General features: G+C 46.0%; 18 protein-coding genes and 1 pseudogene. 8 read left to right on the forward strand and 11 right to left on the reverse strand.

What is annotated here, in order from left to right:
* Positions 1 to 148 precede the first annotated feature (148 nt).
* The 4 genes and pseudogenes from ligD to MUK70_RS30810 form a co-directional block, all read right to left on the reverse strand.
* Entirely contained in the window at positions 149 to 2,119 is a 1,971-nt protein-coding gene (ligD, locus tag MUK70_RS06725) for a DNA ligase D (protein WP_244784859.1), read from the reverse strand.
* A gap of 288 nt (positions 2,120 to 2,407) precedes the next feature.
* A pseudogene (locus MUK70_RS06730) lies at positions 2,408 to 2,866 on the reverse strand (DNA polymerase ligase N-terminal domain-containing protein); the annotation flags it as partial.
* Between the two features lie 48 nt (positions 2,867 to 2,914).
* The gene (locus tag MUK70_RS30805; protein ID WP_256464068.1) at positions 2,915 to 3,166 is read right to left on the reverse strand and encodes a DUF72 domain-containing protein; all 252 of its coding nucleotides are present in this window, start codon (positions 3,164 to 3,166) and stop codon (positions 2,915 to 2,917) included.
* Positions 3,078 to 3,668 (reverse strand): DUF72 domain-containing protein, encoded by a 591-nt coding sequence (locus MUK70_RS30810; RefSeq protein WP_256464069.1) that lies wholly within the window; start codon positions 3,666 to 3,668, stop codon positions 3,078 to 3,080. Before MUK70_RS30810 ends, MUK70_RS30805 begins: the two co-directional genes overlap by 89 nt.
* A gap of 109 nt (positions 3,669 to 3,777) precedes the next feature.
* On the opposite strand from MUK70_RS30810, the gene MUK70_RS06740 reads away from it, so the two are divergent.
* From MUK70_RS06740 to MUK70_RS06775, 8 genes are all read left to right on the forward strand, one after another.
* On the forward strand, positions 3,778 to 4,137 hold the full coding sequence (locus tag MUK70_RS06740; RefSeq protein ID WP_234656173.1) for a hypothetical protein: 360 nt from the start codon (positions 3,778 to 3,780) through the stop codon (positions 4,135 to 4,137).
* Positions 4,138 to 4,306: 169 nt separating this feature from the next.
* Positions 4,307 to 5,707, forward strand: coding sequence for an ATP-binding protein (locus MUK70_RS06745; RefSeq protein ID WP_234656172.1), 1,401 nt, complete (start codon positions 4,307 to 4,309; stop codon positions 5,705 to 5,707).
* Between the two features lie 35 nt (positions 5,708 to 5,742).
* Entirely contained in the window at positions 5,743 to 7,404 is a 1,662-nt protein-coding gene (locus MUK70_RS06750; RefSeq protein ID WP_234604755.1) for a response regulator, read from the forward strand.
* Positions 7,404 to 7,673 (forward strand): UBP-type zinc finger domain-containing protein, encoded by a 270-nt coding sequence (locus MUK70_RS06755; protein ID WP_234604756.1) that lies wholly within the window; start codon positions 7,404 to 7,406, stop codon positions 7,671 to 7,673. The genes MUK70_RS06750 and MUK70_RS06755 overlap by 1 nt, the downstream gene beginning before the upstream one ends.
* Before the next feature lie 39 nt (positions 7,674 to 7,712).
* Positions 7,713 to 8,618 carry a helix-turn-helix domain-containing protein gene (locus tag MUK70_RS06760; protein ID WP_234656171.1) on the forward strand — a complete coding sequence of 302 codons (906 nt, stop codon included), beginning with the start codon at positions 7,713 to 7,715 and terminating at the stop codon, positions 8,616 to 8,618.
* Positions 8,619 to 8,711: 93 nt separating this feature from the next.
* Positions 8,712 to 9,476, forward strand: a complete 765-nt coding sequence (locus MUK70_RS06765; protein ID WP_234656170.1) for an SDR family NAD(P)-dependent oxidoreductase — start codon at positions 8,712 to 8,714, stop codon at positions 9,474 to 9,476.
* A 146-nt stretch (positions 9,477 to 9,622) separates the two neighbouring features.
* The gene (locus tag MUK70_RS06770) at positions 9,623 to 10,048 is read left to right on the forward strand and encodes a response regulator (RefSeq protein ID WP_234656169.1); all 426 of its coding nucleotides are present in this window, start codon (positions 9,623 to 9,625) and stop codon (positions 10,046 to 10,048) included.
* A gap of 3 nt (positions 10,049 to 10,051) precedes the next feature.
* Positions 10,052 to 11,389 carry a sigma-54-dependent transcriptional regulator gene (locus MUK70_RS06775; protein WP_234656168.1) on the forward strand — a complete coding sequence of 446 codons (1,338 nt, stop codon included), beginning with the start codon at positions 10,052 to 10,054 and terminating at the stop codon, positions 11,387 to 11,389.
* A 19-nt stretch (positions 11,390 to 11,408) separates the two neighbouring features.
* Here MUK70_RS06775 and MUK70_RS06780 read toward each other — a convergent pair whose 3' ends face one another.
* The 7 genes from MUK70_RS06780 to MUK70_RS06805 form a co-directional block, all read right to left on the reverse strand.
* Positions 11,409 to 13,349, reverse strand: a complete 1,941-nt coding sequence (locus tag MUK70_RS06780; RefSeq protein WP_234656167.1) for a CocE/NonD family hydrolase — start codon at positions 13,347 to 13,349, stop codon at positions 11,409 to 11,411.
* A 65-nt stretch (positions 13,350 to 13,414) separates the two neighbouring features.
* Positions 13,415 to 14,359: an L-histidine N(alpha)-methyltransferase gene (locus MUK70_RS06785; protein WP_234656166.1), complete on the reverse strand. Its 945-nt coding sequence runs from the start codon at positions 14,357 to 14,359 to the stop codon at positions 13,415 to 13,417.
* Between the two features lie 16 nt (positions 14,360 to 14,375).
* Complete coding sequence (locus MUK70_RS31105) at positions 14,376 to 14,921, reverse strand: SUMF1/EgtB/PvdO family nonheme iron enzyme (protein ID WP_510185831.1); 546 nt, start codon at positions 14,919 to 14,921, stop codon at positions 14,376 to 14,378.
* Positions 14,804 to 15,562, reverse strand: a complete 759-nt coding sequence (locus tag MUK70_RS31110; RefSeq protein ID WP_374760174.1) for a DinB family protein — start codon at positions 15,560 to 15,562, stop codon at positions 14,804 to 14,806. Before MUK70_RS31110 ends, MUK70_RS31105 begins: the two co-directional genes overlap by 118 nt.
* Positions 15,534 to 17,111 (reverse strand): ABC transporter permease/substrate-binding protein, encoded by a 1,578-nt coding sequence (locus MUK70_RS06795; RefSeq protein WP_234656164.1) that lies wholly within the window; start codon positions 17,109 to 17,111, stop codon positions 15,534 to 15,536. Before MUK70_RS06795 ends, MUK70_RS31110 begins: the two co-directional genes overlap by 29 nt.
* Entirely contained in the window at positions 17,111 to 18,091 is a 981-nt protein-coding gene (locus MUK70_RS06800) for an ABC transporter ATP-binding protein (protein WP_234656163.1), read from the reverse strand. Before MUK70_RS06800 ends, MUK70_RS06795 begins: the two co-directional genes overlap by 1 nt.
* 2 nt (positions 18,092 to 18,093) lie before the next feature.
* Positions 18,094 to 19,476 (reverse strand): mercuric reductase, encoded by a 1,383-nt coding sequence (locus MUK70_RS06805; protein ID WP_234656162.1) that lies wholly within the window; start codon positions 19,474 to 19,476, stop codon positions 18,094 to 18,096.
* Between the last annotated feature and the right edge of the window lie 29 nt (positions 19,477 to 19,505).

Here is a 19,505-nt window from a genome sequence, read left to right on the forward strand (position 1 = left end):
GAATTTTTAGTTGCATGGGTTCGTAATGGAGATAAACGCAGAGTATAGCGACAATTTATACTATAAATGTCAATTTTTCATATTTGAGCAAGGTGTTTAGAAGAAAATTTTTGGAATGTTTGATGTGATCGTAAGCACGATTTAAGAGTTACTTCGCTTTTGCCTCGATTTTTCCAATGACTGCTTCAAGGTCGATCCCTTGGCCCAGCACGGGTTTAAACAGATCGCCTTCCTGTTGCAGCCTATCCATCGCATTCAGTATAGTAAAGTCGCGTAGCTGCAAACCGATTTTAACTTCCTCCCAATGTAATGGCATAGAGACCGTTGCACCCGGTTTGGGCCGGATAGAGTAAGGAGCTGCCAATGTTGCTTTCGGGCGGTTTTGCAGATAATCAATGTATAATTTCCCTTTGCGGTTCTTTGTCATGCGCTCAATGCTCGTGAACCCGGGCAACTCTTGCTGCACCTGGCTTGCGATCCACTGTGCAAAAAGCTGACATTGATCGTAACTGTATTTTGCGCCAAGCGGAATGTAAATGTGCAGACCCGTGGAGCCGGAAGTTTTACAATAACTTTCAATATTTAACGACTCGAGTAACTGTTTAATGGCCAACGCCGTTTCAATAACTTGCTCAAAAGTGTTGGTTGTGTCAGGATCCAGATCAAGCAGGCACCAGTCGGGATTATCCGGTTTGTTCGTGCGGCTGTTCCATGGATTCATGTCTATGCAGCCCAGATTGGCCATGTATAACAATGCTGCCTCGTCATTACAAACCATGAAGTTTTTCTCTTGATCTTCATCATTGGAAGTGTAAGGAAATGTTTCAACCCAGGAAGGCACTTTGCCGGTTACGTCTTTTTGATAAAAACTCTTTCCATCTATGCCATTCGGGAAACGGTTCAGGGACAGCGGCCTTCTTTCGAGATAAGGCAAAATAAACGGAGCGACCTGATAGTAATAATTGATAACATCGCGTTTCGTGATTTTTTCCTGGTGCCAGAATATTTTGCTTAGATTAGAGAATTTCACCTCGTTACCATTGATTTTTCTGACCTGCGTTTCTTCTGTCGGGTTGAGTAGTGTTTTGCGCTTGGACTTGGCGGGTTTTTCAATGATCTCTTCCTGCTTCTCAGCTTTCTTCCCTGTCTTTTCAGGAGTCTCCGCTTCAACTACTTTTTCTGTCGGCTGCTCTATTTCGCGAACTACATCCGTGGCTTTTTTGTCCTCACGCATTCCTTCGAATGACGGATGGCGGAAAACGCCATCGGAAGTCACCTCCGTAAAGCTTACTTCGCACACGAGCTCCGGTTTGAGCCAGGTCGCATTGGCTTTGGGTGGGTTAGGGCGGAACCGCGAAGGCTTGTTGTAATCCGGTGTCTCTTTAAACGGGCTGCTTTCTGTTTCCAGCGGCTTAAATAGTTCCAGCATTTCCTTTTGCTGTTTATCCTTAAAACCCGTCCCTACTTTGCCCACATATTGCAGCACGCCCTGTTCGTACGCAGCCAGCAGCAGCGCGCTGAAACGCTTGGAAGTGCCTGCGTTCCGCGTGTAACCTGCAATGATAACCTCCTGGCGCTTATGGATTTTGATCTTCAACCAGTCGTTCGTACGTAAACCTGCCCGATATGTGCTATCGGATCGCTTGGCTATGATCCCTTCTAAGCCCATTTCGCCGGCCGCTGTGAAAAATGCGGTTCCCTCAGCGGCAATGCTGTAACCGATCCTGACCGGGCTGTCCTCATTAACAATGCTTTGCAAAATGGCTTTACGCTCGGTTAGCGGAAGGTCGAGCAAACTTTTTCCTTCATACCAAAGAATATCAAAAACATAATAAACAAGCTCGCCGTCAGCCTCGCTGCGCCAGTTTTGCAGTGCGCCAAAATCCGAATGGCCTTTATCATTGATCACAACAACCTCGCCGTCCAGCACCGCATTGATTTTCCAGTCGCACAAGCCCTCGTAAATGGGGTAAAATTTGTCATTGAATAACTTGTTATTACGCGATTTCAGCTCGGTCGTACCGTTATTAATGTAAGCAATGGCACGGTAACCATCCCATTTGACCTCATATTCCCAGCCCGGATCGTCAAATGGTTCGTCCACGAGCGTGGCGAGCATGGGCACAATGTCTTCGGGGAATCTTGCTTTCTTTCCCTTTTTTAACAGGGCTGCAGCACTTTCCAGATCGGATTTATCGTCTTTTTCTTTTTCAATATACTCGTCGATAGGGGCTTCTTCATCCTCGCTTTTCTTCTTTTTTCCTGTTTTTGCCTCTTTTTCTTCATCCTTTTTCGATTCCCCGTAAATGTTGTCTGTGGTGGCTTTGATGCCATCCAAAGTCTTGTTGGAAATCACAGACTTGTCTTTTTTTGTAATGTCCGTCTCAGAAGCGAATTTATCGCGGTGCTTGATGAGCAGCCAGGAATTTTCAGACATACCCTTTGTTTTAACCAGGGCAAATTCGCCTTTCAGCTTTTTGCCTTTCATGCGGATCTTCACGGAGCCGGATGCCAACTCTTTCAGCAGTATTTTTTCTTTCTCTTTTTTTGTTTTCGCTTCTTCGAGAGGTTCATATGTGCCTTCGTCCCAGACCATTACAGTTCCAGCACCATAGTTGCCTTTCGGTATAATTCCTTCAAAATCTTTATAATCATAAGGATGATCTTCGACCATCATGGCAAGCCGCTTGGTAGCGGGATCCAGCGACGGGCCTTTGGGAACTGCCCAGCTTTTCAAAACGCCATCCATTTCCAACCTGAAATCGTAATGCAGCCGCGAAGCGTGATGTTTCTGGATTACAAAAATAAGTTCTTCCGAATCCGCTTTTCCACCTTTTGGTTCGGGTGTTTTTTCAAAGGAACGTTTCTCGTTGTATTTTGGTCAGGCTCATGATTTTGATGTTTTGAAAATGTGTTAATCTGTAAGTTCGGCAACGTATTTTTTCAAGGTTGCGCCGTTGTGAAGTGCATGGCCACCGACGTCATTATTAAAGAAAGCCCACACATGATGGCCTTGCTTAACCCATTCGCCGAATTTGAAGGCATATTCTTTTAAAACCTCATCAGAATAGGGTGAACTATAAAGCGAACCGGGCCCGTGAAAGCGGAGGAAGATGTCTTTTTGCGGTAATTTCTTCGTAGTAGGGAAAATGGTCAGATTGAGCAAAAACGAGGCTTACCTTGTGTTTTCTCATCAATTTGAGGCTTTCATCGGAAAACCAGGATTCATCACGGACTTCCATCGCGAAGCGATATGCCGCATAGTCACTTTGCAGCAATTCGTAAAATGGCCTTACAACTGCTTCATTGAATTTAACATTGTCGGGCAGCTGAATAAGCACGGGGCCGAGATGCTCTTTGATCTGTTCAAATATGTTAAAGAACCGCTGCAACGGTTCTTCCGGATCGTGCAGTTTCTTCATGTGACTCAGGTAACGGCTCATTTTCGGGCAGAATATGAAATTTTCCGGCACCATTGTTACCCATTTTTGCACGGTTTCTTGCGTTGGTAATTTGTAAAAACTCCCGTTCAGTTCCGAAACCGAGAAATGGTCCGCATAGAACGTTATGTAATCGGCCGGCTTCATTTTGGCCGGATAGAAGATCCCTTTCCAGTGCTTGTAGCTCCATCCGGATGTTCCAATATGTATGCGATCCGTTGCTTCCATAGTGCTTATTTAAGGCAACGGATGGATAAAATAATCATACCGCATCGATAATGGGCAGCTGGCGGGAATGGTTTTTTGACTGCTGATGGCTTACCAATCACACTTTATAATGAGTATTATTGATATTCTGGGGGAACAGGAAGAAACTTTGGGAACAGCGGAAGACCTTCGCGAAGAGATCATTGTGGAAAGCACGCAGGAAGAACTTTCCGGGAGTTTGGTTAAAATCGAGTTCGAGACTTCAATGGGATTGTGCCGCGGTTACTATCACTCGGGCGAGCTTGGACATGAGGAGATCAATATGGAAGAGGAATCCATGCGCATATTGCAGGCCCTTTTCCCGGCTTGCAACGGCGTTTTCGTGCATCAGGCCAATCGGGATTGGGTTGAGATCAGCCTCGCCGAGCACATCAGCGGATTTCCGGAATATAAAATATACAACCGCATTGTCACGGGAGGCGCCGCTTAGGTGTGGCCGCCCAGGTTGGGCCGCGCAGATGGGGCCGCCCAGGTCGGGCCGCGCAGATCCTGACATTAAAACTTCACCGTCAAATTCAGCAGGTTTGGGCAAAAAATTTTCTGCCATGTGATCAAATATTTCGAAATTGGGGCATTGACTAACAGCAAGCACTTATTTCATGAAAGACATATCAACGGCGGATTTGAAAGCGATCAAGGTTTTTCAGGATGTGCCTGACGACCAGTTGCAATGGATGATCGACCGGAGCAGACATTACGAATTGCCTGAGGGAGAAATGATGACTTCGCCTGGTGAGCCGCTGAACGGCACCCATGTAATCATTTCCGGTCGCATTGAACTATACCGCATTCAAAACAATGCAAAGTTATTTATCGCAGAATTGCTTCCTGGGACGGTTACCGGGGTTTTGCCATTTTCCAGAGGGAAAGTCGGCGTTGCCTACGGGCAATGTACGGAACTCACCCAAATCATGACCTTTCCTGTCGAGCTTATGCGCGAATTAATCGTTTCGCATTACGAGCTTACGCAGGCGCTGGTGATTGTAATGACTTCCCGTGTGCGGGAATTCACAGAACTGGAACAGCAAAATGAGAAAATGATGGCGCTTGGAAAGTTGTCGGCCGGGCTGGCACACGAGTTGAATAACCCGGCGGCGGCCATTGTCCGGGGTTCGGTCTCTTTGAAAAAACACCTTTTGTTACAGCCAGGCGCATTCAAAAAACTCATCTCCATTCACCTTTCACCGGATGAGATCGAGCTGATTAATGCAAAGATGACCCAAATCATGGCTAACACAGAGCGTCCTGTGCTCAGTATGATGCAGCGGTCGGAGCGGGAAGACGAAATCCTCGACTGGCTGGATGTGAACAGCATTGGGGAATGTGATGATATTGCCGAAAATATTGTAGAATTTGGCATCACCGAGGCCGATCTTGAAGAGTTGAAAAGCAAGATCAACAAAGACGACTTTTCACCCATTTTGCTTTGGATCAATAACAACCTCACCACCGAGCGCATGGTGGCCGACATTCAGGAAGCTTCCAAAAGAATAGCCGATCTGGTGGGCTCTGTAAAGACGTTCACGCACATGGACAGGGGCGGGGAGAAGGAAGTGATCGATATCCACACCGGTATCAAAAATACGCTCACCATGCTGAATTATAAGCTGAAAAAAGCTAATATTAAGGTTACGGAAGAATTTGACCTGGCGCTGCCGCACGTAAAAGTAATGGTCGGCGAGCTCAATCAGGTCTGGACAAACCTGATAGACAATGCGATAGACGCGCTGGAAAATCAGCCCGATCCGGAGTTGCGGATCATCACACACAAAGATAAAGAGTTTATAAAAGTGTCTGTGTGCGACAATGGCCCGGGTATCCCAGCGGAGATCAAAAACAAAATTTTCGATCCGTTTTTTACCACCAAGTCCATTGGAAAAGGCACGGGCCTTGGTCTGGATGTGGTTATGCGTATTATCAAGCAGCATCATGGATCGGTAACGCTGCACACAGCCCCCGGCAAGACAGAGTTTTTGGTTTGTTTTCCAATCAATGGTTAATTTGAGATCTTTTACCCTTTAACATTATCATTACTATGGGTTTGCCCATTATATTTTCAATTGACGACGATCCGCAGGTGCTCAGGGCTATCAGCCGCGACCTGAAATCACAATACAGGGATAGATATCGGGTGCTCAGCACTTCCTCCGTCAGCGAAGCCATGACCAGTTTGGTAGAACTTCAAAATAAAGGAGAGGAAGTGGCGATTTTTGTTTCCGACCAACGAATGCCTGAAATGCAGGGCGTGGATTTTCTGGAAAAGGCTATGGCCATTTTTCCTTTCGCTAAAAGGGTTTTGTTAACCGCTTACTCAGACACAGACGCGGCTATTAAGGCGATCAATGATGTGCAGCTGGATTATTATTTAATGAAACCGTGGGACCCGCCGGAAGAAAAACTGTTTCCCGCCATTGACGAGTTGCTGCATGACTGGCAGGCAAATTACCGGCCGGATTTTAAGGGCATTAAAGTGATAGGTTATCAATTCTCACCTAAGTCTCACGAAATCAAAGACTTTCTGGCTGGAAATCTCGTTCCTTACCAATGGATGGACGCCAATTCGAGTGATTTGGGTAAACAAATTATCAAAAACAATGGACTATGCCCGACGGATTTTCCAACCGTTATTTTGGAAGATGGGACAATCCTGAAAACTCCGTCCTTACTGGATGTGGCGTCTCATATCGGGTTGAATGCCAAGGTGAAGTTGCAGGTTTACGATGTAGTCATCATCGGGGCTGGCCCTGCTGGGCTGGCTGCTTCGGTTTATGGCGCTTCAGAAGGTTTAAGTACTTTATTGATCGAGCGTAAAGCACCTGGTGGCCAGGCTGGTACGAGTTCCCGGATTGAGAATTATCTTGGTTTTCCGGCTGGTTTGAGCGGTTCGGAATTGACGAGAAGGGCCATTACGCAGGCCACGCGTTTCGGAACAGAATTCCTGTCGCCGCAATCGGTGAAGGAGATCAAATTAAAGGACCAGTATAAAACCATTGTACTTGAGGACGAAACGGAAATCAATGCGCGGGCAGTGGTGATCACAACCGGGGTGGATTACCGTAAGCTGGAAACGAAAGGAATTGCCGATTTTACAGGCAAAGGGATTTATTACGGAGCGGCCAGCACAGAGGCCAGTTCTTGCGGAAATAAGGACGTTTATGTGCTTGGCGGCGGCAATTCAGCTGGTCAGGCAGCGATGTATTTGTCCAAATTTGCAAGGAACGTATACATTATTGTCCGCAAAACTGACCTGACTTCCTCCATGTCGTCCTATCTCATTGACCAGATTAAAAACACGGAGAATGTGTCAATTTTAGGCTGTACAGAGATTGTCGAGGCCACAGGGAACGAACATCTGGAAGGGTTAAGGCTCGTTGACCTTAATTCTTCAGAAGAACGTGACGTGCCCGCAGACGCACTTTTCATCTTCATTGGTGCCAGGCCTTACACAGATTGGGTAGGATTGCAGATCATTAAGAATAACAAAGGATTTATCGAGACGGGCCGGGATATGAAAAGTCATGAGAATTTCCGCCAGGTCTGGAAAATGCAGCGTGACCCTTATTTGCTGGAAACCAGCTCTCCCGGGATTTTTGCTGCGGGGGATGTCCGCGCCGGTGCCATGAACCGCGTAACATCGGCTGTTGGAGAAGGTTCTATGTCAATCAGTTTTGTTCATCAATATTTAAGTGAAGTATAATGGATCAGGTTTGTCAGCACATCAGTGAAATTACGGAGGTCAAAAAGGCGGCTGCTTATGTATGCGAAGAATGTGTAAAGGCGGACGGCCGCTGGCTGCACCTGCGCACGTGCCAGACGTGCGGCGCAACTTTATGCTGCGATAGTTCTCCCGCAAAGCACATGACCCAGCATTACCACCAAACCGGCCATCCCGTCGCCAGTTCTGCCGAACCGGGAGAACAATGGCTTTGGTGTTATCAGGATGAATCATTTGTTGAGTACAACTAAGCCTGGAAATTCCTGGATTGAATTTTGTAACTTTGTTTTATGGAGAAACCGACTTCAATCCCGGAATTTTACAAAGATACCTCACAGCTGATCCCCGAGCCGGTCAAGAAAGAGATCGGCCATTTTAACATTTTCAGGACGGAGGATCTTTTCAGGGATTCCAAGGCCAAAGCAGTGCCCTATAACCGGCGGGCTTATTATAAGATCAGCCTGATCATTGGTAAAAACCGCGCTGAATATGCCGATAAGGTCATTCATATTGAACATAATGCGCTGCTATTTGCCACGCCGCAGATTCCTTATAACTGGGAGCCGCTGGATGACAAACAGTCCGGGATGTTCTGTATTTTTTCGGAAGACTTCCTTACACAGAATAACAGCGGGACATTATTGAAGGATCTGCCGGTTTTCAAGCCGGGCAATGTTCCGATCTTTTTTCTGGATGAAGAGCAGATTGAGGATATCAAGCACATTTTCAATAAAATGTTCAAAGAAATTTCCTCCGATTATGCCTTTAAATACGATCTCCTTCGAAATTATGTGCTCGAACTGATCCATAGCGGCCAAAAATTGCAGCCCGCATCAGCACTTTTTAATGAAACCAACGCATATAAGCGCGTTTCCTCCCTTTTTATCGAATTGCTGGAACGTCAGTTTCCCATTGAGCCTCCGCACCAAAAACTCGCATTCCGTTCCGCAAAGGATTACGCGGACCAGCTGGCAATCCACGTTAACTATCTCAATAAAGTTTTAAAGCTCGTCACGGGAAAAACCACCACCGAACTGATCATTGAGCGCGTTATCAAGGAATCCAAAATCCTTTTGAAACACACGGACTGGAATGTTTCGGAAATCGCATACAGCTTGGGATTTGAAGAACCTTCCCATTTTAACAACCTGTTCAAAAAACACACTGCATTAACGCCACGCGCTTTCAGGTTGTAAGATTTGAAATTTGTAAGTTTTGATTTGAAACCTGCAAATTTCCCTTCGCTGACTGGCATACCTTTGTTTCATCAAATTATAAAAAACAAGAAGATGGAACAGGGAAATAAAATAGCATTGATTACCGGCGCCAGCAGAGGGCTGGGAAAGAATATGGCGCTGAATCTGGCGGAACAGGGGACGGACATTGTTGTCATATTCCGCACCAAGGAAGATGAAGCCCGTGAAGTGGTTGCGGCCATAGAGGGAATGGGTAGAAAAGCCGTTGCGATGCAGTTGGATACGGCAAACACCAAGACATTCGATGCTTTTTTTGGTGCACTTCAAACAGTGTTACAGAACACGTGGAATCGTAAAACATTCGATTTTTTGATCAATAATGCAGGAATTGATGCCAATTCCATGTTTGCGGATACTACGGAAGAGGACTTTGACGCATTGATGAATGTGCATTTCAAAGGCGTTTATTTCCTGACCCAAAAAGCATTGCCCTACATAGCCGATCATGGCCGGATCATTAACCTTTCTACCGGATTGGCCCGTTTCGTTACGCCGGGTTATGCGGCTTATGCGTCGATGAAAGGAGCCATTGAGGTGCTCACCAGATATCTGGCGAAAGAATTGGGCCCTCGCGGCATCACAGTTAATGTTGTAGCTCCGGGTATCATTCACACGGATTTTACCAAGCGGGCATTTGCAGCGCATCCGGGAATGGAAGACCATATCAATTCCATCACTGCGTTGGGAAGAGCAGGTGAACCTCAGGATATAGGGGCGGTTGTTGCGTTCCTGTGCACCGAAGGCGCCCGTTGGATCAACGCCCAGCGGATCGAGGCTTCGGGTGGGATGAATCTTTAATGTTGTAATTTATTTTTTGGTTTCGCTTCCACAAGAAACGGATGAAAACCAATTCCAATGGGATCATTCTGAATTACCCTTGGAATTGGTATTCGTTTGAATAAATGTGATATTTACAGGGGAAGTAAAAACCGAAAAATCTTAAAATGTCAGTAAAAGGGCCAATCATCTCCATTGAAGACGATTCTGATGATCAGTTCTTGATTAGAAGCGTCCTGGAAGAATTAGAGATTCCAAATCAGCTGATTTTTTTCTCGAACGGGCTGGATGCTTTGCTTTTTCTGGAAACGACTGAGCAACAGCCCTTCGTCATTTTGTGCGACATTAATATGCCGGTCATGAATGGATTGGAGCTGCGTCTGCGAATCGAGCAAAATGAATATTTGAAAAAAAAATCCATTCCTTTCATTTTTTTAAGCACTGCTGACAACCCGCACATCATTTCAGCGGCCTATGATGCAACAATTCAGGGATTTTTTAAGAAAGAGAACAGCTTCGAAGATCTGAAAAAGAGGATCAAGATCATTTTCGAATATTGGCAAAGCTGTCTGCACCCGAATAATTACGCGTAGTTTGTGAAGAAAATACTGATCATTGACGACGAGGAGAAGCTGAGAAGTCTGATTGCCAGGGTGATAACACTCGAAGGATTTGAAGTTCTGGAAGCCGGAGATCTGAAATCGGCCGTCAAAAAGCTGGACCACAGCGATATAGATGTTGTATTGTGCGACGTAAAATTGCCGGACGGTAACGGTGTAGATTTTCTCACAACGATCCGCGAAAAATATCCTTTGCTGGAAACGATCCTGCTCACAGCCTACGGCAACATTCCCGACGGTGTGCAGGCCATCAAAAACGGCGCTTTTGACTATATCACCAAAGGCGACGATAATAATAAGATCATTCCTCTTATTTACAGGGCTTTGGAAAAAGCCGATCTTAATAAAAGGGTTGTTTCGCTGGAAAAACAGCTAGGCGAAAAACACTCCTTCGACGCTATTATCGGCAAATCCAAAAAACTGCTTGCCTGCATTGACCTCGCCCGCCGCGTGGCGCCTACGGACACGACCGTGTTGCTTTTGGGTGAAACCGGGACTGGAAAAGAAGTTTTTGCGCAGTCCATCCACCAGGCCAGCGCACGTTCCAAAAAGACATTTGTTGCGATAAACTGTTCTGCCTTTGGGAAGGATCTGCTTGAAAGCGAGATGTTTGGACATAAAGCAGGCGCATTTACAGGCGCGACAAAAGATAAGAAAGGGCTCTTTGATGAGGCGCACAACGGCACTATTTTTCTGGACGAAATTGGAGAGCTCGCGCCGGACTTGCAAGCCAAGTTGCTGCGGGTGCTGGAATCGGGGGAATTTATAAAGATAGGCGACACGCAACCAACCAAGGTGAACGTGCGCATTATTGCGGCAACTAACCGCGACTTACAAAAAGAAATAGCCTCCGGCGATTTCAGAAGCGACCTTTTTTATCGGATATCTGCCTTTCAGATCACCATTCCCGCATTACGCGAGCGGGCAGGCGACATTGAATCACTTGCAAAAAGTTTTGCCGCTCAATATGCCTTGAAAGTCAATAAAAAGATCAAATCTCTGTCGCCGGAATATGTTAATGCACTGGAAAATAATTCCTGGAATGGCAATATCCGCGAACTGAAAAATGTGATCGAAAGAAGCGTCATACTCACAGACGGTCCTGTGCTGGACATTGAGAGCCTGCCCTTTGAATTGCTATTGGCCCGGAATGACGGGAATAAGAATCTTTCTGCATTCTCTCTCGCCAGTGCCGAAAAGCTGCACGTTCAGAAAGTGCTGAATTATACCAATGGCAACAAGGCGGAAGCTGCGCGGTTACTGGAAGTTGGAATCGCTACGCTTTACAGAAAAATTGAGGAATATAAGTTGTAAAAGCTGAATCTTACAAGCATTACTCAACCACACTTACCCCAACGTAGGAAGAATGCTCTCCTGACAAATAGACCTTGTGCTTCGCTTTTTGGAAATCCTGCTCGTCGGCTTTGTAAATGTTGACAAATTTCTGCGGATTGCGGTCAACCAACGGAAACCATGAACTCTGGACCTGGATCATAATTTTGTGACCCTTTTTAAAACGGTGCGCGGCATCCTGCATATCAAATTTTACTTCCTCGATCTTATCCGGAGTTAAAGGGACAGGGTTGGAAAAGCTGTTGCGAAACTTCGCACGCATCACTTCCCCGCGTACCAGGAGCTGAAAACCGCCCATTTTCATGTTCGGATTAATAGGACTGTCATTTGGCGCATCGCCCGGGTAAACGTCGATCAGCTTAACTACGAAGTCGGCGTCGGTGCCGGTTGACGAAATGAATAAATCCGCAACTACATTGCCGGAGATGGTGACATCTTCTTTCAGCACCTCGGACTGATAGACGAGCACATCGGGGCGTAATGCTGCAAAGCGCTGATCTTCATACATAAAGTCGCTTCCCCGGATAATGCGGATCTCGGATGTGTAGGGAACAGGCTTGTTCGGGTCACTCTCATACTCATCAAATGCGGGCTTAGCGCCAACCTGCATGGTGGTCATCGTGGGCGAGAACGATAATGTTCCGTCGGGATGCAGATAAAGTTTTTTCAAAACAGCATTTTTCGGAGGCCACTGGTCATACTTTCTCCATTCATTAGCTCCGGTTTCGAAGATATAAGCTTTGGGAAGTGACGGCTGCGGCTGATCTTTGAGATAATGGCTAAAAAACGGAAACTCAATTTCTTTCTGATAAAAAGCGCTTGTCTGGGAACCGAAACGAATATTCCCCAGGGATTCTCCCGTTCCGCGCGCCCAGCCGCCATGAATCCAGGGGCCCATTACGAGCAGGTTAGGGGACTTTGGTTTATTATTTTCTATGCCCTGATATGTTTTTAGCGGCCCGTAAAGATCTTCCTGATCAAACCAGCCTCCAACCACCATGACCGCCGGTTTGATGTTTTTCAAATGCGGCACAGGCGTCCGCGCTTTCCAAAAGTCGTTGTAGGTCTCATTCTCCATCATCTGGTTCCAGATGCGGTTTTGGTTTTTGAAGATCTTCTCATTAACATTTTTCAATGGCCCCAGATTTTTATAAAACTCATAAGAATCAGGCGTTCCGTATGCAGAGAATTGCGGCGTTCCCTTAGATGTCGGCTCCGGCCGCGGCGCTCCATATGAAGACAGGAAAGCGAAGGTGCCCATCAGAAAAAATGCACCATTATGGTGGCGATCGTCGCCCATGAACCAATCCGCGACAGGCGCTTGCGGAGACGCAACTTTTAATGCAGAATGGGCTTCGACAGCGGTCATGGTTGTGTAATATCCGGGAGCCGATATGCCCCAACTTCCAACTTTGCCATTGTTCCCGTCAATGTTGCTGATTAACCATTCGATGGTGTCATAAGTATCGGAACTTTCGTCCGTGTCGGTTTTATTTTTCTTATGAGGGATAAATGGCCTGTAAGCTTCAAATTCACCCTCCGACATATACTTGCCTCGAACGTCTTGATACACAACAATGTAGCCATCGCGCGCAAAGTGCATGCTTGGGCCGAGGGCGGTTTTGAATAATGTTTCACCGTAAGGTGCTACTGAGTAAGGTGTGCGGTTTAAGAGAACAGGATACTTTTTAGAAGCCGAAATGTCTTTGGGTAAATAAATGGAAGTGAACAGCTTAACGCCATCCCGCATCGGAATCATCCGTTCGATCTTGGTATAGTTTTGCCGGATGTAAAGCGAATCCTCATTCACTTTCGACTGCGCCAGACTTGCCACCGCCCCGCAAAGCAGCATCGCATTGACGGCGGAAAAGCTAAGGAAAAGAGATAGCTGCCATCTTACGGCGCGGGTAGAACTGTTCACGTTGATCGGCGTTTAGGAGTTGTATTTAGCTAAAATAGCAATTTCAACACAAATCCGCGCACCTTTTATTCCTTCACCCAAAGACTATCCGTAAAATAATGCTTGCAATCCAGGAAGTGTTCAAGGACTTTGTATCCGTTTATCTTGGCGGCTTCTTCGATTTCTTTTAATGTATATTTTCTGGATAACTCCGTGCGGATGAGTTCGTTTTGCTCAAAATAATAACATTTGTCCATCCGCTGAAGATGAATTTTCTGTGCGACCAGACTAACCAGATAGCTCCTTACTTCACCATTCATTGGATTATAATGTGAATAAAAGTCGAATTGGTTTGTCAGGATATTTCCGCCCAACTCGCGGTTGATCCGGTGCAAAAGGTTCATATTGAATGCCTTGGTAATGCCTTTCGGGTCGTCATATGCGAAGCGGATAGTGGCTGGATTCTTCTGTAAGTCAAAGCCTGTGAGTAACTTATCGCCTGGTTTCATGCTGCTGTTAAAGCTCTTTAACAGATCATTGACTTCGTCCTTTTCATAATTTCCGATATTCCCGCCAAGAAACAAAAAAAGACTGGGCGTTTCTGATGAGGCCAGTTCTTCAATCATGGAGAAATAATTGCCGATCATTGGCTTGATCTGTAAATCGGGTAAATGATCGAGCATATTGGCTTCCAGCTCTTCAATCGCCTTTTTGGATATATCAATGGGCACATAAGAGAATTCTACACCGCTTTCCACAAGTGTTCTGAGCAACTGGCGCGTCTTAATGCCGTCACCAGCTCCAAATTCGACAATGTTGAAAGGTTGCGCGAAATCCAGTTTGTCGATGATTTGCTGCCCTTGCAATGATAAAATCTCGAATTCACAGGCCGTCGGATAATATTCCGGCATATTCATAATGTCCTGAAAAATGCCGCTGCCAATGTCGTCGTAAAAATATTTTGAGGATATATATTTTAATGGAGCGGAAAGCCCTTTGTGTATATCTTTTGCAAATGTATTATCTGACATAATATTTGTTAATCAATTACTTCACCAGCCTTATGCCTGTATATTGCCAGCGCTCGTGTGCGTGAAAAAAGTTGCGGTAAGTTTTTCGGCTATGCCCGGGAGAGGTTGCAACAGACGCGCCGCGGAGCACCATTTGGTTGATCATGAACTTACCATTATACTCGCCAACCGCGCCCGGAGCCTTTGAAAAGCCCGGATAGGGGAGATAGGCGCTGTTTGTCCACTCCCAACGCTTGCCCCAATTGACATGATCGGAAGCAATTTCCCATTCGAATTCGGTCGGCAACCGCATGCCTTTCCATTGTGCAAATGCCGACGCCTCGTAAAAGTTGATGTGGCTTAAAATAGCGTCCGGATTCACTTTTTGCAATCCATCCAACGTATAATAATGCCACTCGCCATTTATTTTATGCCAATACATGGGCGCATTGATGCTGTTATCATTCACCCACGACCAGCCTTCGTCCAGCCACAGGTTAAAGTCCTGATAACCGCCCGCTTCCATGAATGCGATGAATTCTGCATTGGTAACCAAAGCTTTGGAAATTTCAAATTCGTGCAGATACACTTTGTGTCTGCCCAGCTCATTGAGCTCATTGTCGAAACAGAACTCGTCACTAACTCGTCACTATTGAACCCTATTTCATAAACGCCCTCTGAAATTGTGGCAAAACCTCCTTCTCCATTTGTATCATCAACCAGGTTATGGCCCGATTTGTAAACCGGAAACAGCGGGTTGTGGCCCAGAATGTACTTAATGTCGGTAACGAGCAATTCCTGGTGCTGCTGCTCGTGGTGCAGGCCAAGTTCTACCAGCGCCAGTGCTTCCGGATCGGTTAATGTTTCGAGCAGTTCGGACATATGACGATCCACATGTTGCCGGTAAGCATACACATTTCTGGTCGTCGGCCGCGTAACATTTCCCCTGTCGGTGCGCAGCGTGCGCTCGCCGACATTATTGTAATAACTGTTAAAGAGATAGTTATAATCAGTGTCAAAAACCTGGTAGCCGGGCATGAACGGTTTGAGGATGAATGTTTCAAAAAACCACGTTGAATGCGCCAGGTGCCACTTTGGCGGGCTTACAAACGGAACGGGCTGCGGCACATAGTCTTCGGTTTCAAGCGGTTCACATATCGTTTCTGAATGTTGCCTGACCCGATTATATGCTTCACTAATGGCGGTGGTTGTCAGTGGATACATATTCTTTTAAATCTGTAATAGTTTTAATATTCAATGATTGTGCCTGCTCCTTACGCATCATCAGGGCATAAGCATTATTAAAGCCGATGGGTTTGAGCCATTGCAGGTCAAACTGTTTAGCAAAACCTTTTTGAACATAATCAAAAACCTTTTCACGACTCCCTGAAAGCGTCGCCAGATCCTTTTTCGAAGGCTTCAAAATCACCAAAAGGCCTGTTCCCGTGTATTCAGGATACATATCGATCTCATTATTGGTTAATGCATCAAAACAAATCTTCGTTCCGCCAAGTCCTGTTTTTGTTTCAACTTTCAAATCCGTGTTTCCTTCAATCAGTGTTTTGTAAATGTTGATCAGAATGTATTGTTCCGCAAAAATCTTGGAACCAAGCCGGATAACGCCCTTATTTCCGTTTTTTGGTTTTTTGTAAAGCTTATTAGCCACAATAAAATCTTGCGCCACCTTTTCCGGGCTTTGTTTGAGATAATCGACCCGGTAATTCAAATCCGTCATGATCGAATCATTGATCTTTCCCGACAAGAGATTTAATGCGCTTTCCAGTTCAGGAAATTTTTTCAAAACATCTTTTCTGACCAATGGAGAAGCATAATAAGGCGGAAAAATGCTTTTGTCATCTTGCAATGTGATCAAATCATAAGCTTTGAGCCGTCCGTCGGTGCTGTAACCACTGATAACATCAATTTTCTTCTCATAGGCCGCTTTGTACATCACCGCATCGCTGATGACGACAGTCGTCATATCCAGCTTGTATTTTGATTTTAAGCCCAGATAGCCATCTTCCCGGCCCATGAACTCAGGCGTAAAGCCCCCGAGCATTTTGGCATCGGCATATGGGAAAATATAGAATGAGGATAGCAAAAGCAGCAGAACAGGCAACACCACCGACACTTTCCGCATTTTCCTGATATTCGCTTTTTGAGCTAACGCAAGAAGCAGATCAAGAAAAACAGCCAGCAGGGCCGCCGGGATTGCGCCTGCGAGGATCATATTGGTATTATTCAAAGCAATGCCGCCAAAAATAAACTCACCCAAACCACCCGCCGCAATGTAAGCCGCCAACGTTGCAACACCCACATTGATGACCGTTGCCGTGCGGATTCCAGCTAAGATAACGGGCATTGCAAGCGGAAGTTCTACATGAAACAAAACCTGCCAGCGGCTCATTCCCATACCCCGTGCCGATTCCGTAACCGCAGGATTTACCCCGCGGATTCCGGTATAAGTGTTCCTGATAATCGGCAGCAATGCATACAAAAACAACGCAGTAATAGCCGGAAGCGCACCTATGCCCAGCAACGGGATCATAAAGCCGAGCAATGCAATGCTCGGAATCGTTTGCAGCACGCCCGCAACGCCGAGCACGAGCCAGGCGACCTTATTCCGTTGCGCGATCCAGATCCCGAGCGGTAGACCGATGACGACAGCGATGAGCAGCGAGATGCAGGTCAGGCCAATATGCGCCAGTGTCTGGCTCCATAACTTATCGGATTGTTGCACCATAAATTCCCACAAACTTTGCTGGACGTCCATCAGATCTGCTGTTTTAGGGTTTTGTATGCTTCCTGAATGCCGGGTGTTGTGAAGATTTTCAATGCATTGGCTTCCTCATTGCGCACGGTCAATTTTTCTTTACCTGGATTTGAAAGGATTTCCAGTCCTGCCCATAAGCTCGTAGATGCATTAATTTCGGCATGGGAGGCAGTTTGAATGTTATCTTGAAAATCAAAATTCCCGGGATTGGTAATGCTCCAAATGTCCCCAAAAGTGACCGCGCTTAATTCAAGGAAAAGGCGTTGGTGATCGAAGAAATTTCGGACGAAGGCATTGGTGGGTTTCAGCACAAGTTCTTTCGCACTGCCAGCCTGGATAATTTTCCCTTTATCCATCAAACAAATGTGATCGCCCAGTTCAAATGCTTCCTGCACATCGTGCGTTACGAGCACGATGGTCTTCTTTTTTAATTCTGGTAAATTCAAAAACTCCTGTCGCACGCCCGCGCGCGTGATCGGGTCCAGCGCGCCAAAAGGTTCGTCCATTAACAGAACGGGCGGATTGGAAATGAGCGCGCGTGCAATAGCGACGCGTTGCTGCTGGCCGCCGCTTAACTCGTCGGGATATTTGTGGCCGTATTCTTCCAGCGGAAGTTTGAGCTGTTCCAGCAATTCCTGCGCTCTGTTGCGGATTTTAGTTTTTTCCCATTTCAATAATTTGGGAACAACGGAAACATTTTCCTCCACAGAGTAATGCGGAAAAAGACCACTGCTTTGGGAAACGTAACCGATTGTACGTCTGAGGATTTCCGGCTGCTGATCAAAAATATTTTTGCCATCGATGGAAATATAACCGCTTGATGCGTCGATCAGGCGGTTCAGCATTTTGAGCGTTGTCGTTTTACCGCAGCCACTGGTGCCAAGCAAAACCATCGTCTCGCCTTCATTTACTTTAAAAGAAATGTCGTCAACTGCCCTTATATCATTAAAAATTTTGCTGATGTGTTCGGCAATGATCATGATTACTGTTCCAGAGACATGAAAAGGTTATTCAGCGATTCTGAATAAGTCGGGTGGGCGAATACGCCGTTCATAATGCGGTCGTAAGTTACATTACCCATCATTGCCATTTGCAAAACAGTCATAATTTCACCGCCCTGCTCAGCGAGCACCGACGCACCCAGGATCTGCCTGGTTTTGGCATCGATTACTGCTTTCATCATACCGCGCGTATCGCCGGTTTCAATGGATCGCGCAACGCTGTCGTTTTTTATGGTTGCTACCAGAATGTCCAGTCCCTGTTCACGTGCTTCCTGTTCTGTCATGCCGATGCGTCCAAGCTGTGGGTCAATAAATATGCAGTAGGGAACAAGCCTGCCTGCTATGGATGCGTTGCCTTTATCAATAACATTTTCACTGATAATGCGGTAATCGTCGTAGGAAATGTGCGTGAAAGCAGGACCGCCTTTTACGTCGCCCAGGGCATAAATGTCGGCAGCAGTTGTTTCAAGCTTGTTGTTTACTTTGATATAGCCTTTCCCGTCCGTTTCCACACCGGTTTTTTCCAGCGATAATTCCTTGGTCTGTGGCTTTCTGCCTGTTGCAATGAGTATATGGGAGCATTCAATCTGGTTTTGTTTACCATCATTTTCAACGGTAACTATAATGCCATCGCCGCTTTTTGCAACTGAAATTGCTTTCGTGTTAGTCAGAATATCGATTTGCTCTTCCATCAAAATCTTAACCACTTCCTCAGCAATGTCTTCATCTTCTTTTTTAAGAATGCGTTCCGACCGCTCCATAATAGTGACTTTGCTTCCAAACCGCTTGAACATTTGCCCGAATTCCAGTCCGATATAACCGCTGCCTAGCACGAGCAAATGCTCCGGAATGCTTTCCAGCTCCAAAATGCTCGTGGAAGTAAGATAATCAATATTTTCAATGCCTTCAATCTTCGGGACGGATGGCTTTTCTCCTGTGTTGATGAAAAATTTATCTGCGGTTAGGACAATTGTTCCACCATCATTTAATGTTACCGTAATTTCCTTATTGCCTGAAAACGTTGCGGTTCCATAATGCAAATCCAGATTTTCGGTATCCTCAATGCCTTTTTCGGAGCTGCCTCGCATGCGTCTTACAATATCATCCTTACGCTTGATAATGGCCGAGAAATCGACATAAAAGTGATCCGTAATCACGCCGAGGTTTTTATTGTGGTAAACCGACCAGGCTGCTTTTGCAGAAGCGATCATCGCTTTGGTAGGGGAGCAGCCGTCGTTCACGCAAGTGCCACCAATCCATCTTTTCTCTATCAATGCTGTTTTCAGGCCAGATCCGGCTAATTTTTTTGAAAGGGGCGTTCCGGCTTGGCCAGAGCCGATCACAATGGCATCGTAATGTTGCATAGAGGCGGTATGTTAACGGGTTGGAAGTT

It is taken from the genome of Dyadobacter chenwenxiniae (assembly GCF_022869785.1).
GTDB lineage: Bacteria > Bacteroidota > Bacteroidia > Cytophagales > Spirosomataceae > Dyadobacter > Dyadobacter chenwenxiniae.

What these genes read in the sequence shown, in the direction of transcription:
- ligD (WP_244784859.1), bottom strand. Translation starts at nt 2,119, where the DNA reads ATGCTCGCCACGCTCGTGGACGAACCATTTGACGATCCGGGCTGGGAA.
- MUK70_RS30810 (WP_256464069.1), bottom strand. Translation starts at nt 3,668, where the DNA reads ATGGAAGCAACGGATCGCATACATATTGGAACATCCGGATGGAGCTAC.
- MUK70_RS06740 (WP_234656173.1), top strand. Translation starts at nt 3,778, where the DNA reads ATGAGTATTATTGATATTCTGGGGGAACAGGAAGAAACTTTGGGAACA.
- MUK70_RS06745 (WP_234656172.1), top strand. Translation starts at nt 4,307, where the DNA reads ATGAAAGACATATCAACGGCGGATTTGAAAGCGATCAAGGTTTTTCAG.
- MUK70_RS06750 (WP_234604755.1), top strand. Translation starts at nt 5,743, where the DNA reads ATGGGTTTGCCCATTATATTTTCAATTGACGACGATCCGCAGGTGCTC.
- MUK70_RS06755 (WP_234604756.1), top strand. Translation starts at nt 7,404, where the DNA reads ATGGATCAGGTTTGTCAGCACATCAGTGAAATTACGGAGGTCAAAAAG.
- MUK70_RS06760 (WP_234656171.1), top strand. Translation starts at nt 7,713, where the DNA reads ATGGAGAAACCGACTTCAATCCCGGAATTTTACAAAGATACCTCACAG.
- MUK70_RS06765 (WP_234656170.1), top strand. Translation starts at nt 8,712, where the DNA reads ATGGAACAGGGAAATAAAATAGCATTGATTACCGGCGCCAGCAGAGGG.
- MUK70_RS06770 (WP_234656169.1), top strand. Translation starts at nt 9,623, where the DNA reads ATGTCAGTAAAAGGGCCAATCATCTCCATTGAAGACGATTCTGATGAT.
- MUK70_RS06785 (WP_234656166.1), bottom strand. Translation starts at nt 14,359, where the DNA reads ATGTCAGATAATACATTTGCAAAAGATATACACAAAGGGCTTTCCGCT.
- MUK70_RS31110 (WP_374760174.1), bottom strand. Translation starts at nt 15,562, where the DNA reads ATGTATCCACTGACAACCACCGCCATTAGTGAAGCATATAATCGGGTC.
- MUK70_RS06795 (WP_234656164.1), bottom strand. Translation starts at nt 17,111, where the DNA reads ATGGACGTCCAGCAAAGTTTGTGGGAATTTATGGTGCAACAATCCGAT.
- MUK70_RS06800 (WP_234656163.1), bottom strand. Translation starts at nt 18,091, where the DNA reads ATGATCATTGCCGAACACATCAGCAAAATTTTTAATGATATAAGGGCA.
- MUK70_RS06805 (WP_234656162.1), bottom strand. Translation starts at nt 19,476, where the DNA reads ATGCAACATTACGATGCCATTGTGATCGGCTCTGGCCAAGCCGGAACG.